Genomic DNA, 18,857 nt, shown 5'->3' with positions numbered 1-18,857 from the left:
AACAAAAAATACATCTGTAACAAACTTTTTATAACCTACTGAAAATAACGACTGTGATCCACATCCGTATCCGGGTATTTGTATTTTTATCGCAAAAATTCAGTCATCATGAGCTCAGGCAGTCATTTTAATCTCTATTTACACGCAGAGGCCTGATAATACGCTTAAGCGAGACGGTAAGACATGATTCTGCGCCGCAGCAAAACTCATTTTTAACAACATTTTAACTAAATAAGTCATAAGCTTTATCAGTTTTACCTGTGAACGCCTCTTTTTTTAACTTAATAACGTTTGCTACTGTTATTCACCGCCAGTAAGGCACACGGCGTGAAAAATGGCGCAGACAAGGACGTTATTTCCAGCCATAATCGGCGACTAATCGGTCTTTATCAGAGAAGTACCAGTACTCATTTTGCGCAAGGCGAAGGATTATTTTTATGAATCTCAAGAACACCCTTCTGGCGTCAGCTCTTATTTCCGTCACCTCACTGTCCGCTCAGGCGGCCACCGAACTGACGCCAGAGCAGGCGGCCGCACTTAAGCCGTACGATCGAATCACTATTACAGGCCGTTTTAATGCAATCGGCGACGCTGTTGCTGCCGTTTCTCGCCGCGCAGATGCTATTGGTGCAGCCTCATTCTATGTGCTGGACACCAGCGCTATGGGTGAAAGCGGCAACTCCCGCGTTGTGGCTGATGTATATAAAAATGATGCGCCTAAAGCCGATGCGCCTAAGAATCGTGTCATCAATGGCGTAATGGAGCTGCCGAAAGATCAGGCTTACAAGCTTGAACCTTTTGATACCGTTACCGTTCAGGGTTTCTTCCGCACTCAGCCTGATGTTAACGATGCCATTACTAAAGCCGCGCGCGAAAAAGGCGCCGCATCCTTCTTTATCGTCCGTCAGGTCGATGCCAACCAGGGCGGCAACCAGCGCATCACAGCGTTTATTTATAAAGCCGACGCTAAAAAACGCGTTGTGCAAAGCCCGGACCTGCTGCCGGCAAACTCCGAAGCAGGTAAAGCCGCACTCGCTGCGGGCGGTGCAGCCGCCAAGAATGTGGAAATTCCAGGCGTAGCCTCTTCTGAAACACCGTCTTCTGACGTTGGTCGTTTCTTTGAAACCCAGTCTTCTCAGGGTACGCGCTATACCGTAACGCTGCCGGACGGCACAAAAGTGCAGGAAGTGAACAAGATTACTGCGGCTCAGATGGTGCCGTTTGACAGCATTAAGTTCACCGGTAACTTCAGCAGCATGACCGACGTCTCCTACCAGGTGGCAAAACGTGCGGCCGAAAAAGGCGCTAAGTTCTACCACATCACTCGTCAGTGGCAGGAACGCGGCAACAACTTAACCGTCAGCGCAGACCTGTTTAAATAAGATACACCACATCCCGAAAGGCAGCGAAAGCTGCCTTTTTTTTGCACTCAAATCATTTTATCGCACCTCACGCATTGCAAGCAGTGTACACACTCCGTAAAATCCCGCGCCTTAGCGTGATCCTCCATTTATATGCGAAAAAGCAAAATAATTATGCTGGATCACTTCAGACCTCAACAGGATACCTATGGAAAAGAAACTTGGCCTCGCTACGCTAACCGCGCTGGTATTAAGCTCCATGCTCGGCGCGGGTGTGTTTAGCCTGCCGCAGAATATGGCGAGCGTTGCGAGTCCGGCTGCGTTACTGATCGGCTGGGCGATCACTGGCGTAGGTATTCTCTTACTGGCTTTGGCCATGCTGGTGCTCACCCGACTGCGCCCCGATTTGGACGGTGGGATATTCACTTACGCACGCGAAGGTTTTGGCGAGCTTGTCGGCTTTTTCTCAGCCTGGGGTTACTGGCTATGTGCGGTGATAGCCAACGTTTCTTACCTGGTCATTGTTTTCTCCGCACTCAGCTTCTTCACTGACAAACCTGAGCTTCGCCTGTTCGGCGACGGCAATACCTGGCAATCTATCCTGGGCGCCTCCGTACTACTATGGATGGTACACTGGCTGGTGTTACGCGGCGTACAAACGGCGGCCAGCATTAACCTGGTGGCGACGCTTGCGAAGCTGCTGCCTTTAGGGATGTTTGTAGTCCTGGCGGTGGTTGCCTTTAAGCTGCCCACCTTCTCCCTTGATTTTACCGGGCTTGAGCTCGGCGTTCCCGTCTGGGAACAGGTGAAAAACACCATGCTAATTACCCTGTGGGTGTTTATTGGGGTAGAAGGTGCCGTCGTTGTCTCAGCGCGAGCAAGAAATAAAAAAGACGTCGGCAGAGCAACGCTGTTGGCGGTGATAGCTGCGTTGAGCGTGTATCTGCTGGTCACGCTGCTTTCGCTGGGCGTTGTAGCTCGCCCTGAGCTTGCCGCAATGCGTAACCCATCAATGGCTGGCCTGATGGTCGAAATGATGGGGCCCTGGGGGGAAGTTATCATTGCTGCCGGACTGATAGTTTCCGTGTGCGGCGCTTACCTGAGCTGGACCATCATGGCCGCTGAGGTGCCACTGCTGGCGGCAACCCATAAAGCCTTTCCAAAAATGTTCGCCCGACAGAATAAAAACAACGCACCGTCGGCTTCACTTTGGTTAACAAACATTAGCGTGCAGGTGTGCCTCGTGCTGATCTGGCTCACCGGGTCGGACTACAACACGCTGCTGACCATTGCTTCAGAGATGATTCTGGTGCCTTATTTCCTGGTAGGCGCCTATCTGCTCAAAATTGCCACTCGCCCGCTGCATAAGGTTATTGGTGTTGGGGCCTGTGTTTATGGTTTGTGGCTGCTTTACGCGTCAGGTCCGATGCATCTGCTGCTTTCCGTCGTGCTTTACGCGCCGGGATTATTAGTGTTTATTTATGCCCGCCGTACCCATACGCACGAAAAGTCGCTAAATTTAAGGGAACGAACAATTATTTGCCTGATGCTGCTGGCAGCGTTTCCGGCAACGTGGGTGCTGGTGGGGTAAGGAACCCTCTCCCCGGCAGCAACGCTGAATTAGGGGAAAGAAGCTATTAACCGACCCATTCTTATCACCGGTGCAGGCCAGCGTATTGGCCTGGCACTGGCTGAGCATTTTCTGGCGCATTCTCAGCCGTTAATTATCAGCTATCGTACACGTCACCCAGCCATCGACAGGCTTGAGCAGGCGGGTGTCACATGCCTTCACGCCGACTTTTCCACAAACGATGGCATCCTTGAATTCGCTCGGCGAGTTAAGTCTCTCACGCCTGCCCTGCGTGCCATCATCCATAATGCCAGTGAATGGAAGCCGGAAACCCGCGAGACTGCACCCTGCGATACGCTGCAGGCAATGCTGCAGATTCATGTTGCCGCGCCCTACTTACTTAATCATGAACTGGAAGGCTTACTGCGGGGACACGGGCAAGCGGGCAGCGACATTATCCATATGACCGACTACGTCGCAGAGCGCGGCAGCGATAAACATATCGCCTATGCCGCCAGCAAAGCGGCGCTTGAAAATATGACGCTCTCTTTTGCACTAAAACTGGCGCCGGAGGTCAAAGTCAACGCGATTGCGCCTGCGCTGATCATGTTTAATGCCGGGGACGATGCCGACTACCGCCAGCGCTCGCTGAACAAATCGCTGATGAAAATCGCCCCCGGTGAACAGGAAATCGTGAGCCTGATTGAATACTTATTGACCAGCCGCTATGTCACCGGCAGAAGTCACGCAGTAGACGGCGGACGGCACCTACGCTAACGCTGTTAACCAGCCATTAATGGTGTAATCTATTGCATCATTGTATGTTCAAATTTGAAATGCCGACGCGGCGGAATATGAGCAAAATAGTTTACGTGGAAGACGATCCTGAAGTCGGTGGCCTGATAGCAGCCTACCTCGGGAAACATGACATTGACGTTATTGTAGAAACCCGCGGCGATCGCGCCGAAGCGGTTATCCAACAACAGCAGCCTGACCTGGTGCTGCTGGATATCATGCTCCCTGGAAAAGATGGAATGACGCTATGTCGCGATCTTCGCCCGCAGTGGGATGGCCCGATTGTGCTGCTGACGTCATTAGACAGTGACATGAACCATATTCTGTCGCTGGAAATGGGGGCAAATGACTACATTTTAAAAACAACGCCGCCTGCCGTACTGTTGGCTCGACTGCGTTTGCATCTTCGCCAGCGCGTTTCAGCGCAGCAAACCGTAGAGACAACCGCCAGCAACCTCAAGCCGCATAAAGCTATCCGGTTTGGCACGCTGTGTATTGACCCGCTTAACCGCCAGGTGACTCTGGGGGATGAAAATGTCGTGCTGTCTACCGCGGATTTCGATCTGCTGTGGGAGCTGGCGACGCATGCAGGACAGATAATGGATCGCGATGCTTTGTTAAAAAATCTGCGCGGGGTGACCTACGACGGAATGGATCGCAGCGTGGATGTAGCCATCTCTCGCCTGCGTAAAAAGCTACTCGATAATGCGACTGAGCCTTTCCGTATCAAAACCGTTCGCAATAAAGGCTATTTATTTGCCCCCCATGCCTGGGAAAGCGAAGCGTAATGAATTACGGATTTAACGGTAATGTTCAATGAAAAAGCTGTTTGTGCAGTTTTATCTTCTGCTGTTTGTCTGCTTCCTGGTGATGACCATGCTGGTCGGGCTGGTGTATAAGTTTACCGCCGAGCGGGCAGGCCGCCAGTCTCTGGACGATTTAATGAAAAGTTCGCTGTACCTGATGCGCAGTGAGCTACGCGAGATCCCGCCGCGGGACTGGAATAAAACCATCAACGATCTCGACCTGAACCTCTCTTTTAAGCTCAATATTGAGCCGATGAGCAAGTTCAAACTCGATGACGTTGCCGCTCGCCACCTGCGCGAAGGCGAAATTGTGGCACTGGACGAAGAATATACGTTTATCCAGCGCATTCCGCGCAGCCACTACGTGCTGGCGGTAGGCCCGATTCCATATCTGTTTTATCTGCACCAGATGCGACTGCTGGATATTGGCCTCATCGCATTTATCGCCATCTCCCTCGCCTTCCCGGTGTTTATCTGGATGCGCCCGCACTGGCAGGACATGCTCAAGCTTGAAAGCGCCGCCCAGCGATTTGGTAAAGGACATCTTGATGAGCACATTCATTTTGATAACGCCTCAAGCTTTGAACGACTTGGCATAGCCTTTAACCAAATGGCAGATAACATCAACGCTTTGATTGCCAGTAAGAAACAGCTGATCGACGGGATTGCGCACGAGCTTCGCACCCCGCTCGTGCGCCTGCGTTATCGCCTTGAAATGAGCGACAACCTTAGCGAAGAGGAATCGCTGGCGCTCAATCGAGACATCGGCCAATTAGAAGCGCTGATTGACGAGTTGCTAACCTACGCCCGTCTCGACAGGCCGCAGACTGAGCTTCATCTGGCGCACGTCAAATTTGCCAGTTGGATGGAAACGCATATTGCCGACGTACAGCTCATTCACCGTCAGCACCGGATTACGCTGGAGACAGATACCGTCACCGCCATCGACTATGGCGCGCTGGATCTGCGCCTCATGGAACGCGTCACGGACAACCTGATCAACAACGCCCTGCGTTACAGCCAGCAGCAGTTGCGCATCAGCCTGTGGCGAGAAGACGATATCGCCAACCTACAGGTTGAAGATGATGGCCCCGGCATTCCCGAAGAAGAACGCGCCCGGGTATTTGAACCCTTCGTTCGCCTCGATCCCAGCCGTGACCGGGCAACCGGCGGTTGCGGCCTTGGCCTGGCGATAGTCCACTCTATTGCCGTGGCGATGGGTGGGCACGTCACCATTGAAAGCAGCCCATTAGGCGGCGCCAGCTTCCGGTTTTCCTGGCCGGTCAATACCACGTACCTTTCCTGAATTCTGAATCCACCAGCCCGGCATCCCTGCCGGGCTATTATCCCTGCTAAGCCTAAAGTTCACAGTTGCTGATGTGAGCTTCCATTGCTACAGTTCATAAGTATGTTGTAACTAAAGTGAATCGCTATGACACATTACGACCTTATTGAACGCTTAACATCCACTTTCCGGGAGCTGGAGCAGCACCTGGCGGGGCTTAGGACACAGCTCGGGCAGCTACGGCTTCTCAGCGGGCGCGTCTTTCCGCTGCCGGAGATAGAAAAAAGCAAAGAGCATGCCCCTCTCTGTGCGATTGAAGTCACCCAGTCCGTCGGGCAGGAAGCGCATCAGGCAGCGGTCGCCCACTTTACGCGGCTGTTTATTCAGCAGCAGTCGGAAAAAACCAGCACTAAGGCCGCCGTGCGTTTGCCCGGGGCACTATGTTATTCGGTGAACGAAGAACAACACCAACAAACTTCCGGGCTACTGGCACGCATCAACCGGCTGAAGCACTCGCTGGAGCATATCATCAGCGTCGAGTCTGAGCTTCCCTCCGCCCGGCGTTTTGAATGGGTTCACCGCCATATCCCCGGCCTTCTCACCCTGAATGCCTACCGCGCTATCACCCTGCTTGAAACGCCGGACACGGTGCGCTTCGGCTGGGCAAATAAACAAATTGTCAAAAACCTTAGTCGCCAGCAGGTGCTGGAGATATTAGAAAAAAGCCTGAATGCCGGACGGGCCGTGCCGCCATGGACGAAAGAACAGTGGGCTGAACGCATAGCGCAGGAAATCGATGATGTTCAAAAGCTGCCTGAGAGCACACGGCTGAAGATCAAGCGGCCGGTGAAAGTACAGCCCGTGGCCCGCGCGTGGTATCAGGCGCAGCAAAAACAGGTGCAGTATGCCTGCCCTTCTCCGCTCATTGTTTTATGCCGGCAGGAAAGCGGCGAAACACCCCCCGACATAGGAGAACTGCTGAACTACGATGCGGAAAACATTCAACACCGCTATAAGCCCAAAGCGCAGCCGCTGAGACCGATCATCCCGCGGCTGCATTTGTACTGCGAAACGTAAAACTTAAGACTTCATACTGCCGACCATATCCTCAGGACGAACCCAGGCATCGAACTCGTCCTCGGTCAGGTAACCGAGCTTAAGCGCCGATGCCTTGAGGGTCAGCCCCTCTTTGTGCGCTTTTTTGGCAATTTCCGCCGCTTTATCGTAGCCGATATGGGTATTGAGCGCCGTCACCAGCATCAGCGACTCATTCAGCAACTGACTGATGCGGTCGCGATTAGGCTCGATACCCACCGCGCAGTGCTCGTTGAAACTTTCCATTCCGTCGGCCAATAAACGAACGGACTGCAGGAAGTTATGGATAACCATCGGGCGATAAACGTTCAGCTCGAAGTTACCTGACGCGCCGCCGATGTTCACCGCCACGTCGTTCCCCAGCACCTGGCAGCACAGCATGGTGACGGCTTCGCACTGGGTCGGGTTCACTTTGCCCGGCATGATGGAGCTGCCCGGCTCGTTCTCTGGAATCGACAGCTCGCCAATCCCACAGCGCGGGCCGGAAGCCAGCCAGCGTACGTCGTTGGCGATTTTCATCATCGACGAGGCCAGCCCCTTCAGGGCGCCGTGAGCGTGGACCAGGGCATCGCAGGTGCCCAGCGCTTCAAACTTGTTTGGCGCCGTAACGAACGGCTGCTTCGTGAAGTCAGCCAGCTCTTTTGCCACGCGCACCGCGTATTCAGGGTGAGTATTCAGCCCGGTGCCCACCGCCGTACCGCCCAGCGCCAGCTCCGCCAGATGCGGCAGGCTATGGTCGATATGCTTCAGGTTATGCTCAAGCATCGCCACCCAGCCGGAGATCTCCTGCCCCAGCGTCAGCGGCGTAGCATCCTGCAGGTGGGTCCTGCCGATTTTGACGATATCTTTAAAGGCATGTGCTTTTTGGGCCAGCGTTTGCTTGAGCACATTTAGCTGCGGCAGCAGATGCTCGCGAACCGCGATAATGGCCGCCACATGCATGGCTGTCGGGAAAACATCGTTCGAACTCTGACTTTTGTTAACGTCGTCGTTCGGGTGCACCAGTCGCTCCATGCCGCGCACGCCACCCAGAATTTCGCTGGCGCGATTCGCCAGCACTTCATTCATGTTCATGTTGCTTTGGGTGCCGGATCCGGTCTGCCAGATGGCCAGCGGGAACTCACCGGGGTGCTTCCCTGCCAGGACTTCATCGGCGGCCGCGATAATGGCCGTGCCGCGCTCGGCGGGCAGCAGGCCAAGGTCAACGTTGACCCTGGCCGCCGCGCGCTTGGTGAGCGCCAGCGCCCGAATAAGCTCGGTCGGCATTTTCTCGGTAGAAATGCGGAAGTGCTCAAGTGAACGCTGGGTCTGCGCCCCCCACAGTTTATCTGCCGGGACGTCGATCGGGCCCATTGAGTCTTTTTCACTGCGACTGGATGTCATGCCTTTCTCCTTTGCGATAAAAAAAGCCGCCACTATGGGCGGCGGCTTGAGTATTACTTAACGCATCGAGAGCACTGTGAGGCCTGAATTTTCTGGAAGAAGTCGTTGCCTTTGTCATCCACCAGGATGAACGCCGGGAAGTCTTCCACTTCAATTTTCCAGATGGCTTCCATACCCAGCTCCGGGTATTCCACACACTCCAGGCTCTTGATGCTGTTTTGCGCCAGCACGGCCGCCGGACCACCAATGCTGCCGAGGTAGAACCCACCGTGTTTGTGACAGGCGTCGGTCACCTGCTGGCTGCGGTTGCCTTTGGCCAGCATAATCATGCTGCCGCCGTTGGCCTGCAGCTGATCCACGTAGGAGTCCATACGGCCCGCAGTTGTCGGCCCTAAGGAGCCAGATGCGTAGCCGTCCGGCGTTTTGGCCGGGCCTGCGTAATAAATCGGGTGATCTTTCACGTACTGCGGCAGATCTTCCCCGTTATCGAGACGTTCTTTCAGTTTAGCGTGAGCGATGTCACGCGCCACAATAATGGTGCCGGTTAACGACAGACGGGTGGACACCGGGAAGTCAGACAGCTGGGCCAGGATCTCTTTCATCGGGCGGTTAAGATTCACCTTCACGGCTTCCCCTTCGCCCGCCTGACGCAGCGCTTCCGGAATGTATTTCCCCGGGTTGTGCTCCAGCTTTTCAAGCCAGATGCCGTCTTTGTTGATTTTTGCCTTGATGTTACGGTCGGCGGAACAGGACACGCCCATGCCCACCGGACAGGATGCGCCGTGGCGCGGCAGGCGAACTACGCGGATGTCGTGGGCGAAGTATTTGCCGCCGAACTGCGCGCCCAGGCCAAGATTCTGGGCTTCTTTCAGCAACTCTTCTTCAAGCTGCACGTCGCGGAACGCCTGGCCGTATTCGTTACCTTCGGTTGGCAGGCCGTCGTAGTACTTGGTTGACGCCAGCTTCACGGTTTTCAGCGTCGCTTCTGCTGACGTCCCGCCGATAACAAACGCGACGTGGTACGGTGGGCAGGCCGCAGTGCCCAGGGTGCGCATTTTCTCAACCAGGTAATCTTTCAGCTTCGCCGGAGTAATCAGCGCCTTGGTTTCCTGGTAGAGATAGGTTTTGTTGGCAGAACCGCCGCCTTTGGCAATGCACAGGAACTTATATTCATCGCCATCCACGCTGTAGAGATCAATCTGCGCTGGCAGGTTGGTGCCGGTGTTCACCTCTTTATACATATCCAGCGCGGCGTTCTGGGAATAGCGCAGGTTATCTTCAATAAAGGTGTTGTAGACGCCGCGAGACAGCGCTTCTTCGTCGCCGCCGCCGGTCCAGACACGCTGGCCTTTTTTGCCCATGATGATGGCGGTGCCGGTGTCCTGGCAGGTCGGCAGAATGCCCTTGGCGGCAATGTCTGAGTTACGCAGGAACTGCAGCGCAACGTATTTATCGTTCTCACTGGCTTCCGGATCGCTCAGGATGTCCGCCACCTGCTGCTGGTGCGCCGGGCGCAGCATAAACGAAGCGTCGTGGAAGGCATGCTGAGCCAGCAGCGTCAGGGCCTGAGGATCAACCTTGAGGATTTGCTGGCCGTCAAACTCGGCGACGGAAACATAGTCGGAGCTCAGGAGGTAATATTCGGTCGGGTCTTTCTGGAGCGGGAAAGGCTCCTGGTAATGGAAGGGTTTATTCGACATATTTCTCTCACTTGCGACAACAGTAACGTTAATTTTTATATTTCAGCGCAGGATCTTACGCTGCGTTCCAAAAACAAGTCATAACATGCTACACAATTTTTTAACAGAAACTGAGACTAATACGACTTTTTGTTGCCCTGGTTACTTCCCGGCGGATAATTGGTTTAATAACTGAAACTTCGATTCAATGATGACAGGGACCTGAGATGCAAAAATTGATCAATGCGGTACAAAACTATGCCTGGGGAAGTGAAACGGCGCTAACGGAACTGTACGGCATCGCCAACCCGCAGCATAAGCCCATGGCCGAACTGTGGATGGGGGCTCATCCAAAGAGTAGCTCAAAAGTGCTCGATGCTAACGGGCAACAGCACGCATTGCGCGATGTGATTGACGCCGACAAGCAGGCGCTGCTGGGGCCAGCCGTTGCCGAGCGATTTGGCGAGCTGCCTTTCCTGTTCAAAGTCCTTTGCGCCGCCCAGCCTCTCTCCATTCAGGTTCATCCGAATAAAAAAGCGTCTGAAATCGGCTTTGCTAAAGAAAACGCCGCAGGTATTCCGTTAGATGCCGCAGAGCGTAACTACAAAGATCCTAACCATAAACCTGAACTGGTCTTTGCCCTCACGCCGTTCCTGGCGATGAACGCTTTCCGCGAATTCTCTGACATCGTCTCGCTGCTGCAGCCGGTTTCTGGCGCGCATCCGCTGATTGCCCATTTCCTCCAGCAGCCCGGGGCCGAAAGCCTGGCGCAGCTGTTTGCCGGCCTGCTGAATATGCAGGGCGAAGAGAAATCCCTGGCACTTGGCGTGCTGAAAGCGGCCCTGAACAGCCAGCAGGGTGAGCCGTGGGAAACCATCCGCGTGATTTCCGAGTTCTACCCGGACGACAGCGGCCTCTTCTCCCCGCTGTTGCTGAACGTGGTTAAGCTTGAGCCAGGCGAGGCGATGTTCCTGTTCGCCGAAACCCCGCATGCCTACCTCAACGGCGTGGCGCTGGAAGTCATGGCCAACTCAGACAATGTGCTGCGTGCCGGCTTAACGCCGAAGTACATTGATATCCCTGAACTGGTGGCCAACGTTAAATTTGAGCCAAAACCGGCCAACCAGCTGCTGACCCAGCCGCAGAAAAACGGCAGCGAGCTGGACTTCCCTATTCCCGTGGATGACTTTGCCTTCTCGCTGCACGACCTGAGCACGCAGGAAGCCTCGCTGGCGCAGCAAAGCGCGGCCATTGTGTTCTGCGTTGAAGGTGAAGCCGTGCTAACCAAAGACGCCCAGCGTCTGGTGTTGAAGCCGGGCGAGTCAGCCTTTATCAGCGCCGCCGAATCCCCGATTGCCGTCAGCGGCGTTGGCCGGGTAGCACGGGTGTTTAATAAACTTTAACTTACTGATCTTTTTAGCGCGTATTGCTAAGCTAGTAAGCATGTTTGCGAAAGCACCTGTTATCAAGCGGTTCAGACGGTTCGTTCAAAAACAGGAAAATCAATGCATTGATTTTCGGCTGGTAACCACAAAGAGGGAAAAAACACGCTTTTGCCCTCTTTGTCAGCAATCTTAAACGCCTGTTAACAGGCGTTTTTCATTCACCCGGTGGAGGACGGCTACCGGCTTCTATACATGGATAATGACACGATGAAAAAATCTCTGGTTGCGGTTGGGGTAATTGTTGCGCTGGGCGTGGTATGGACCGGCGGGGCCTGGTTTACCGGTAAACAGCTCGAAGGCCGTATGGCTGAAATGATTGATAACGCCAATGCGGAAATCAAAAATTCTGCGCCGGAATCAGGGCTTGTGCTCAGCTATCAGGACTACAAACGCGGGCTGTTCCACAGTACGGTGCAATTGGTTGTTAAACAGGTTGCCGGGACGAAAAATGCCCTGCTCACGCCTGAGCAGAGCGTGTTATTCAACGAAACCATCGATCATGGCCCTTTCCCGTTCGCACAGCTGAAGAAATTCAACCTGATCCCGAGCATGGCGTCGATCCACACCGAACTGGTGAATAACGACACGACCAAACACCTGTTCACGCTGACCAAAGATAAGCCGCTTATCGGCGTGGAAACCCGCGTCGGCTACAGCGGCGCAACCTCCTCGGATATCGCTCTGGCGGCTATTGACGCCACCGAGGGTGAAGACAAGTTCAGCTTCAGCGGCGGCAAGTTTACCGCCGACGTTGACGGCGCGGGCAATGAAATCGCCCTTTCCGGCTCGGCTGACAGTGGCCTTGTGAATACCGTGAACGAATACGGCCAGCGCGTGCAGCTCTCTTTCAACGGGATTAAAACCGATGGCGATAGCAAGCGCAGCCTGTTTGACCAGCGCGTAGGTTCGCAAAAAGCGACCATTGATAAGCTGTCCATGGTAGTGGATGGCAAAGAAATTGCCGTTGTCGAAGGCTTTAATCTGAACGCAAAATCTGATGTCCAGGACGATAAAAAGCACTTTACCGGCCAGTTCGACTACAGCCTGGATGCGCTGAAAGTCCAGAACCAGAACATGGGCAGCGGCAAGCTGACGCTTAAGCTCGGCAACATTGATGCCGCCGCACTGCGAGAGTTTACCCAGAAATACAACGCTGGCGTGCAGCAGCTGATGGCCGATCCGGCCGTGCAGCAAAACCCTGAACTCTACCAGCAAAAATCAGTGGAACTGATTAGCGCTAACCTGCCTCTGCTGCTGAAGGGCAATCCAATCATTACCGTCGCCCCGCTGAGCTGGAAGAACGCTAAAGGGGAATCCACCTTTAACCTGTCCCTGTTCATGAAAGATCCGCAGGGCGCCACCGGCCCGGCCAACACGCCGGAAGAACAGCTGGATCGCTACGTGAAATCTCTCGACGCGAAGCTGGTTATCCCGATGCCGATGGCCACCGGGCTGATGTCCCAGGTTGCGCAACTGGAAGGCTATAGCCCGGAAGAGTCAGACAAACTTGCCAGCCAGCAGATCAAGGGCCTCGCCGCCATGGGCCAGATGTTCCGCGTCACTAAGGTCGACGGCGATAACATTACCACCAGCCTGCAGTACGGCAGCGGGAAAGCCTCCCTGAACGGCGAGCAGATGTCGCTGGGAGAGCTGTTTAGCATGTTCGCCCTGCCGGCTGGAATGGGTGGCCCGGCGCTGCAGGATAACGACAGCGATGCCGTACCGCAGCCGCAGGACGAAGCGCCAGGGGATGATACGTCTCCGGACGCAGAACCAGCTCCGCAGCAGTAAGCCTCCTGAGAGGCATCAGGTCAGTTAAACGTTGCAAAACGCATTTAAAAATAAACAAGGAAAATCAATTCATTGATTTTCGCCTGATAAACACCCGGAGGGGAAATCATATTTTTTCCCTCTGGATCAGAGAAAACCCCCGCCAGCAGGCGGGGGTTTTTAATTTCTATCGGCCAGCAGCGCCGCAAGCGTTTCCCGAATCTCGGGCCATTCATCATCAATAATGCTAAATCTCACCGAGTCACGCTTGCGGCCATCCGGCATAATCCGCTCGTGTCTGACAATCCCTTCCTGTTTCGCGCCCAATCTCAGGATCGCGCGGCGGGACTTTTCGTTGATCACATCCGTGGTGAACTGCACCCGCACGCAGGCCAGCGTTTCGAAAGCGTATTGCAGCATCAGGTATTTGGCCTCGGTATTGGCCCAGGTTCGCTGCCAGCGGGCGGCAAGCCACGTACTGCCAATTTCAAGCTTGCGGTTTTTGGTATCTATTTTCCAAAACCGCGTGCAGCCAATGACGTCTCCAGACTCAATATCCACCGTTACGAACGGCAGAATCGTGCCTGCCTGCCGCCCGTTCAGCGCATGCTGAATGTAGTCGTTTACCGTCTGCGCAGAGGGCACTACGGTAAACGGCAAATTCCACAGTTCACCGTCCGAGGCGGCCTCAACCAGCCGAGGGGCATCGCTCAGTGCTAACGGCCTAAGTTTGATACGCTGGCCGATAAGCGTAGGAAATTCGCTCATGCTGTTCCTGCAAAAATTAGTTTTTAATGGTTACCAACCGCGCCGGCATAATCTGGTTGCTGAACACTACATCGCTTTCCTGGGCTCGCTGAAGAATACGCTGCGCCGCGCTGCGGCCTATTTCACGGGCCGGCGTGGTAACCCACGTCATCGGCACGTCGTCCAGCTCATCTTCTGTGACTTCGGCAAATCCTGCCAGCGCAATATGTCGATCATAATAGCTGTCTACGCTGCCACCGCCCATCTGCCAGCCCGCCCGAGTCAGGCCGAACCAGGCCCCCATCGCCACGGTACTGTTGTGGCAAACCACGGCGCTGATGGTCGGGAAATTATGCAATAGCTCCGTGATGGCATCCGCCGCCTGCTTCTGGCTTGGCTCGCACTCGAGGATCCAGTCGCTATGGAAAGGCAGCCCATGCTGCATCAGGGTGGCGCAAAAGCCGCCCAGACGTTCAGCACGAGTCAGAGAGGAGCTTCTTCCGCCCAGCCACGCAATACGCTGATGGCCACGTTTAATCAGATGCTCGGTCACCATTTGCGCCGCCTGCATATTATCCGGGCGAATGATATCCACCTCATCCAGATAGCTTGCTCGAGAGGCAAACACCAGCGGCACCTTGTTCTGTACCGCCATATCCCGCAGGTCGGCGCCCTGACCTGCCGCGCCGGCAATAATAATGCCATCCACCCCCTGGGCCACCAGCGTGTCGAAACAGCGCTGCATATGCTGGCCCTGGCTTCCGCTCTGGGTGAGAAACAGAAGCTGCCCCTGCTGCTCCAGCGCTTCCGTCAGCCCGGCAGTTAACTCCGCGTAAAAAGGATTGCAGAGGTCGCGGACAATCAGGCCAATCACCCCGCTCTGCCCACCGCGCAGCGATGCCGCCTGGCGATTACGCACGAAGCCTAACTTTTCGATAGCCTCATTCACCCGCTGACCGGTGGCGGTCGAGATCCTGCCCTTGCCGCTAAGCACCAGCGATACCGTGGTCACCGAGACACCTGCGGCCTCGGCAACCTCGTTGATAGTGATTCTTTTGGTCAGCGTCGACATCGTTAAGTCAGATCCTCCGTGAATCGATAAATATAAAGATAAAACGTTTTACTTATGCTGGCATATTCAACTTCATTATGCGCGGTAATTCTGCGATCGTCCTCACGATAAAATTGGGTAAAACGTTTTATCATTTTCAAACTTTACTTACACAACACCTCATTTTAACCGGGTCAAGGAGTCGTGATGGCGGCTAATACACCACAAAAAAAATCGCTTTGGGAATTTTTCCAGAACCTCGGCAAAACCTTTATGTTGCCGGTAGCGCTGTTGTCATTCTGCGGCATCATGCTGGGGATCGGTAGCTCGCTGAGCAGCCATGACGTCATTACTGAGATCCCCTGGCTGGGTAACCCGGTCTTACAGCTGATCTTTACCTGGATGAGCAAAATGGGCTCATTCGCCTTCAGCTTCCTGCCGGTAATGTTCTGTATCGCCATCCCGCTGGGCCTGGCGCGTGAGAACAAAGGCGTTGCCGCTTTCGCCGGTTTTGTCGGCTATATGGTGATGAACCTGGCGGTTAACTTCTGGCTGACCGCCAAAGGCATTCTGCCGACTACCGATGCGGCCATTCTGAAAGCCAACAACATTCAAAGCGTGCTCGGCGTTCAGTCGATTGATACCGGCATTCTCGGCGCAGTTATTGCCGGGATCATCGTTTATCTGCTGCACGAGCGTTTCCACAACATCCGCCTGCCGGATGCGCTGGCGTTTTTCGGCGGCACCCGTTTTGTGCCGATCGTTACGACCCTGGTGATGGGGCTGGTTGGCCTGGTTATCCCGCTGATCTGGCCAATTTTTGCCGCCGGCATCAACGCCCTGGGCTACATGATCCACAGCGCGGGCATTTTTGGCCCGATGATCTTCGGGACCGGTGAACGTCTGCTGCTGCCGTTCGGCCTGCAGCACATTCTGGTGGCTCTGATTCGCTTCACCGAAGCGGGCGGCACCATGGACGTTTGCGGTCATACCGTGAGCGGCGCGCTGACTATCTTCCAGGCGCAGCTGAGCTGCCCGACCACTCACGGCTTCTCTGAGAGCGCAACACAGTTCCTGTCTCAGGGTAAAATGCCGGCGTTCCTCGGCGGTCTGCCAGGTGCTGCGCTGGCGATGTACCACTGCGCCCGCCCTGAAAACCGCCATAAAATTAAAGGGCTGTTGATCTCCGGCGTGATTGCCTGCGTCGTGGGCGGCACCACAGAACCTATCGAGTTCCTGTTCCTGTTTGTCGCGCCGGTGCTGTATCTCATTCACGCGGTGCTGACCGGGATTGGTTTCACCATGATGTCCGTGCTGGGCGTGACTATCGGCAACACCGACGGCAACATTATCGACTTCTTCGTCTTCGGCGTGCTGCACGGTCTGTCCACCAAATGGTATATGGTGCCTGTCGTGGCCGCGGTGTGGTTTGCGGGCTACTATGCTATCTTCCGCTTCGCCATCACCCGCTTCAATATCAAAACCCCGGGTCGCGATATTGAAAGCACCACCGCAGAAAAACCAGTCGGTGGCCACACGGGAAAATCGGGCTATAACGTGCCGGCTATTCTGGCGGCGCTGGGCGGCAGCGACAACATTTCGACGCTGGATAACTGCATCACCCGCCTGCGTCTGTCGGTTAAAGACATGTCGCTGGTAGATACCGCAGCCCTGAAGGCCAACCGCGCCATCGGCGTCGTCAAGCTCAACGAGCACAACCTGCAGGTGGTTATCGGCCCTCAGGTTCAGTCGGTCAAAGATGAGATGGTCGGCCTGATGCGAACCGTCGAGGCTTAATTCACCCCCGAGCGCTTCGGCGCTCTTAAGCATCTGACAAAGAGGGAAAAAACGTGGTTTTTCCCTCTTTGTGGTTATCAGCCGAAAATCAATGCATTGATTTTCCTGTTTTGTTTTTAATAGCACCTGATGTCTTTATCACTACTTTGGATTGCCGTCAGTGAGTGCCAAAAGCTGTGAGGCTTTATGTTTGATTTTTCTGTTCCGGTAGACCGCCACGGCACCTGGTGCACCCAGTGGGATTACGTGGCCGATCGCTTCGGGGCGGCAGACCTGCTGCCCTTCACCATCTCCGACATGGACTTTCCAACCGCGCCCTGCATCCTTGAAGCCCTGCAAAAACGGCTGGCCCACGGCGTGCTCGGCTACAGCCGCTGGAAGAATGATGATTTTCTTTCCGCCGTCGCACACTGGTACCAGCTGCGCTTCGGCAGCGCCATCGACCCGGAAAGCGTGGTCTACGGCCCGTCGGTTATTTACATGGTTTCACAGCTGATTCGCCAGTGGTCGCAGCCGGGGGACGGCGTGCTGATTCACACCCCGGCCTACGATGCATTCTACAAAGCGATTGAAGGCAATCAGCGCCAGGTGCTGAGCGCGCCACTGCAAAAAAACAGCGGACGGCTGGCGCTGTAATATGGCGGAGCTGGAGGCGTTGCTCGCCCGGCCTGAATGCAAAGTTATGCTGCTGTGCAGCCCGCACAACCCGACGGGCAAAGTCTGGACTCGTGCAGAACTGGAGCTGATGGCTGACCTCTGCGAACGCCACGGCGTGCGGGTTATCAGCGATGAGATCCATATGGATATGGTGTGGGGCAAAAACCGCCATATTCCATGGGGTGACGTCGGGCGCGGCTGCTGGGCGCTGTTCACTTCCGGCTCCAAAAGCTTCAATATCCCTGCGCTCACCGGCGCTTACGGGCTGATAAATAATGCGGACGACCGCCAGCAGTATTTGCAAGTGCTTAAAGGTCAGGATGGCCTCTCTTCTCCGGCAGTGCTGGCGATTGTGGCCCATGTCGCCGCCTACCGTGAAGGCGAGCCCTGGCTTGATGCGCTGCGGGACTACCTGCAAAGTAATTTGCAATTCGTGGCCGACAGGCTGAACCAGGCGTTCCCTGAACTGAACTGGCAGCCGCCGCAGTCGACTTATCTGGCGTGGATCGATTTACGCCCGCTGGGGCTGGACGACAGAGCGCTACAGACAGTGCTTATAGAGGAGCAGAAAGTCGCCATTATGCCGGGCTACACCTACGGGCCAGAGGGGAATGGCTTTGTGCGCCTCAACGCCGGGTGTCCGCGCGTCAAACTTGAGGCCGGCGTCGAGCGGCTTATCAATGGGATCCGTTCGCTGAAATCACTATGACGGTACGAAAAAACATACCAAAGTGCGCTGGCCTGACTGCTGACAAATCTCTGGCGGAAGAAGAAATACCACACGGTCCGTCTAAAACGAGGAAATCAATGCATTGATTTTCGGCTGATAACCATAAAGCCCACCGAAGTGGGCTTTTGGCTGTACGGAGGCTTAGAAACGGTAGCCCACGCCCAGCATCCAGGTGCCCACTTTCACTTCGTCGAGCTTCGAATATTCATACGATGCGTCGATAGCAATGTTGGAGACCGGGTTAACCTGCAGGCCCAGGCCGTAAGCCGCAGAAGTCTTGCTCTCGCTTTCAGAATCACCGAAAGCAGACACTTTCACTTTCCCGGTCCCCAGACCGATCAGTGCGTAGGCGCTGACGTATTCGTTAAAGCGATAGGAAGGGCCCGCGGTGACTGAGTAGTAATCCAGGTCGCCATCGCCAATTTTTTCGCCGCCGTAGTAGAAATCATAACCCTGGTGGGTATAAGCGAAAGAGCCAACCACGCCCCAGTTGCTATCGATTTCATACCGGTACTTGACGTTGAACCCTTTTGGATTGTCGTCGAGTTTCTCACCATCAACTTTCACATTGCTCTGCGCATAGCCGATAGAGATTGTGCTTTCGCCGTCAGCGTAGACGTTTGCAGACGCAACAGATAAACCGGCCAGAATAGCCAGAGCTAATACCTTTTTCATTATATTTTTCC

At 54.8% G+C, this 18,857-nt stretch carries 14 protein-coding genes and 1 pseudogene; 10 read left to right on the top strand and 5 right to left on the bottom strand.

The window, feature by feature from the left end:
• The first annotated feature begins 437 nt into the window (after nucleotides 1-437).
• The 6 genes from VW41_09570 to VW41_09545 all read left to right on the top strand — a co-directional run bounded on the left by VW41_09570 (nucleotide 438) and on the right by VW41_09545 (nucleotide 6,894).
• The gene (locus VW41_09570; protein AJZ89267.1) at nucleotides 438-1,382 is read left to right on the top strand and encodes a hypothetical protein; all 945 of its coding nucleotides are present in this window, start codon (nucleotides 438-440) and stop codon (nucleotides 1,380-1,382) included.
• A gap of 187 nt (nucleotides 1,383-1,569) precedes the next feature.
• Nucleotides 1,570-2,952 carry an arginine:ornithine antiporter gene (locus tag VW41_09565; GenBank protein AJZ89266.1) on the top strand — a complete coding sequence of 461 codons (1,383 nt, stop codon included), beginning with the start codon at nucleotides 1,570-1,572 and terminating at the stop codon, nucleotides 2,950-2,952.
• A 45-nt stretch (nucleotides 2,953-2,997) separates the two neighbouring features.
• Nucleotides 2,998-3,708 (top strand): dihydromonapterin reductase, encoded by a 711-nt coding sequence (locus VW41_09560; GenBank protein AJZ89265.1) that lies wholly within the window; start codon nucleotides 2,998-3,000, stop codon nucleotides 3,706-3,708.
• Nucleotides 3,709-3,785: 77 nt separating this feature from the next.
• On the top strand, nucleotides 3,786-4,514 hold the full coding sequence (locus VW41_09555; GenBank protein AJZ91914.1) for a transcriptional regulator: 729 nt from the start codon (nucleotides 3,786-3,788) through the stop codon (nucleotides 4,512-4,514).
• 28 nt (nucleotides 4,515-4,542) lie between these two features.
• On the top strand, nucleotides 4,543-5,838 hold the full coding sequence (locus tag VW41_09550) for a sensor protein RstB (protein ID AJZ89264.1): 1,296 nt from the start codon (nucleotides 4,543-4,545) through the stop codon (nucleotides 5,836-5,838).
• Between the two features lie 126 nt (nucleotides 5,839-5,964).
• Nucleotides 5,965-6,894 carry a DNA replication terminus site-binding protein gene (locus tag VW41_09545; protein ID AJZ89263.1) on the top strand — a complete coding sequence of 310 codons (930 nt, stop codon included), beginning with the start codon at nucleotides 5,965-5,967 and terminating at the stop codon, nucleotides 6,892-6,894.
• A 3-nt stretch (nucleotides 6,895-6,897) separates the two neighbouring features.
• Here VW41_09545 and fumC read toward each other — a convergent pair whose 3' ends face one another.
• Together fumC and VW41_09535 are read right to left on the bottom strand one after the other, a co-directional pair.
• On the bottom strand, nucleotides 6,898-8,295 hold the full coding sequence (gene fumC, locus VW41_09540) for a fumarate hydratase (GenBank protein AJZ89262.1): 1,398 nt from the start codon (nucleotides 8,293-8,295) through the stop codon (nucleotides 6,898-6,900).
• A 53-nt stretch (nucleotides 8,296-8,348) separates the two neighbouring features.
• Complete coding sequence (locus VW41_09535) at nucleotides 8,349-9,995, bottom strand: fumarate hydratase (GenBank protein ID AJZ89261.1); 1,647 nt, start codon at nucleotides 9,993-9,995, stop codon at nucleotides 8,349-8,351.
• Nucleotides 9,996-10,201: 206 nt separating this feature from the next.
• Here VW41_09535 and VW41_09530 point away from each other — a divergent pair, with 206 nt between their 5' ends.
• Nucleotides 10,202-11,377 carry a mannose-6-phosphate isomerase gene (locus tag VW41_09530; protein AJZ89260.1) on the top strand — a complete coding sequence of 392 codons (1,176 nt, stop codon included), beginning with the start codon at nucleotides 10,202-10,204 and terminating at the stop codon, nucleotides 11,375-11,377.
• A gap of 249 nt (nucleotides 11,378-11,626) precedes the next feature.
• Nucleotides 11,627-13,210 (top strand): hypothetical protein, encoded by a 1,584-nt coding sequence (locus VW41_09525; protein AJZ91913.1) that lies wholly within the window; start codon nucleotides 11,627-11,629, stop codon nucleotides 13,208-13,210.
• 159 nt (nucleotides 13,211-13,369) lie between these two features.
• Here VW41_09525 and VW41_09520 read toward each other — a convergent pair whose 3' ends face one another.
• Nucleotides 13,370-13,957, bottom strand: coding sequence for a GCN5 family acetyltransferase (locus VW41_09520; protein AJZ89259.1), 588 nt, complete (start codon nucleotides 13,955-13,957; stop codon nucleotides 13,370-13,372).
• Nucleotides 13,958-13,973: 16 nt separating this feature from the next.
• Entirely contained in the window at nucleotides 13,974-15,008 is a 1,035-nt protein-coding gene (locus VW41_09515; protein AJZ89258.1) for a transcriptional regulator, read from the bottom strand.
• Between the two features lie 186 nt (nucleotides 15,009-15,194).
• Here VW41_09515 and VW41_09510 point away from each other — a divergent pair, with 186 nt between their 5' ends.
• Together VW41_09510 and VW41_09505 are read left to right on the top strand one after the other, a co-directional pair.
• Complete coding sequence (locus VW41_09510) at nucleotides 15,195-16,784, top strand: bifunctional PTS system maltose and glucose-specific transporter subunits IICB (GenBank protein ID AJZ89257.1); 1,590 nt, start codon at nucleotides 15,195-15,197, stop codon at nucleotides 16,782-16,784.
• Nucleotides 16,785-16,970: 186 nt separating this feature from the next.
• Nucleotides 16,971-18,150, top strand: a pseudogene (locus tag VW41_09505) (bifunctional beta-cystathionase/maltose regulon regulatory protein).
• 162 nt (nucleotides 18,151-18,312) lie between these two features.
• Here the strand turns inward: VW41_09505 and VW41_09500 are convergent.
• Nucleotides 18,313-18,849 carry an attachment protein gene (locus VW41_09500; GenBank protein AJZ89256.1) on the bottom strand — a complete coding sequence of 179 codons (537 nt, stop codon included), beginning with the start codon at nucleotides 18,847-18,849 and terminating at the stop codon, nucleotides 18,313-18,315.
• Nucleotides 18,850-18,857 lie beyond the last annotated feature (8 nt).

This window comes from Klebsiella michiganensis, assembly GCA_000963575.1.
Lineage (GTDB): Bacteria > Pseudomonadota > Gammaproteobacteria > Enterobacterales > Enterobacteriaceae > Cedecea > Cedecea michiganensis_A.
Note: the sequence above shows the minus strand (reverse complement) of the source record. Positions and strands in the feature narration are given on the sequence as shown.

Excerpts from the sequence above, each read along its gene's own strand:
- VW41_09555 (AJZ91914.1), top strand. The coding sequence starts at position 3,786 with ATGAGCAAAATAGTTTACGTGGAAGACGATCCTGAAGTCGGTGGCCTG.
- VW41_09565 (AJZ89266.1), top strand. The coding sequence starts at position 1,570 with ATGGAAAAGAAACTTGGCCTCGCTACGCTAACCGCGCTGGTATTAAGC.
- VW41_09510 (AJZ89257.1), top strand. The coding sequence starts at position 15,195 with ATGGCGGCTAATACACCACAAAAAAAATCGCTTTGGGAATTTTTCCAG.
- fumC (AJZ89262.1), bottom strand. The coding sequence starts at position 8,295 with ATGACATCCAGTCGCAGTGAAAAAGACTCAATGGGCCCGATCGACGTC.
- VW41_09530 (AJZ89260.1), top strand. The coding sequence starts at position 10,202 with ATGCAAAAATTGATCAATGCGGTACAAAACTATGCCTGGGGAAGTGAA.
- VW41_09570 (AJZ89267.1), top strand. The coding sequence starts at position 438 with ATGAATCTCAAGAACACCCTTCTGGCGTCAGCTCTTATTTCCGTCACC.
- VW41_09535 (AJZ89261.1), bottom strand. The coding sequence starts at position 9,995 with ATGTCGAATAAACCCTTCCATTACCAGGAGCCTTTCCCGCTCCAGAAA.
- VW41_09515 (AJZ89258.1), bottom strand. The coding sequence starts at position 15,008 with ATGTCGACGCTGACCAAAAGAATCACTATCAACGAGGTTGCCGAGGCC.
- VW41_09550 (AJZ89264.1), top strand. The coding sequence starts at position 4,543 with ATGAAAAAGCTGTTTGTGCAGTTTTATCTTCTGCTGTTTGTCTGCTTC.
- VW41_09520 (AJZ89259.1), bottom strand. The coding sequence starts at position 13,957 with ATGAGCGAATTTCCTACGCTTATCGGCCAGCGTATCAAACTTAGGCCG.
- VW41_09545 (AJZ89263.1), top strand. The coding sequence starts at position 5,965 with ATGACACATTACGACCTTATTGAACGCTTAACATCCACTTTCCGGGAG.
- VW41_09525 (AJZ91913.1), top strand. The coding sequence starts at position 11,627 with ATGAAAAAATCTCTGGTTGCGGTTGGGGTAATTGTTGCGCTGGGCGTG.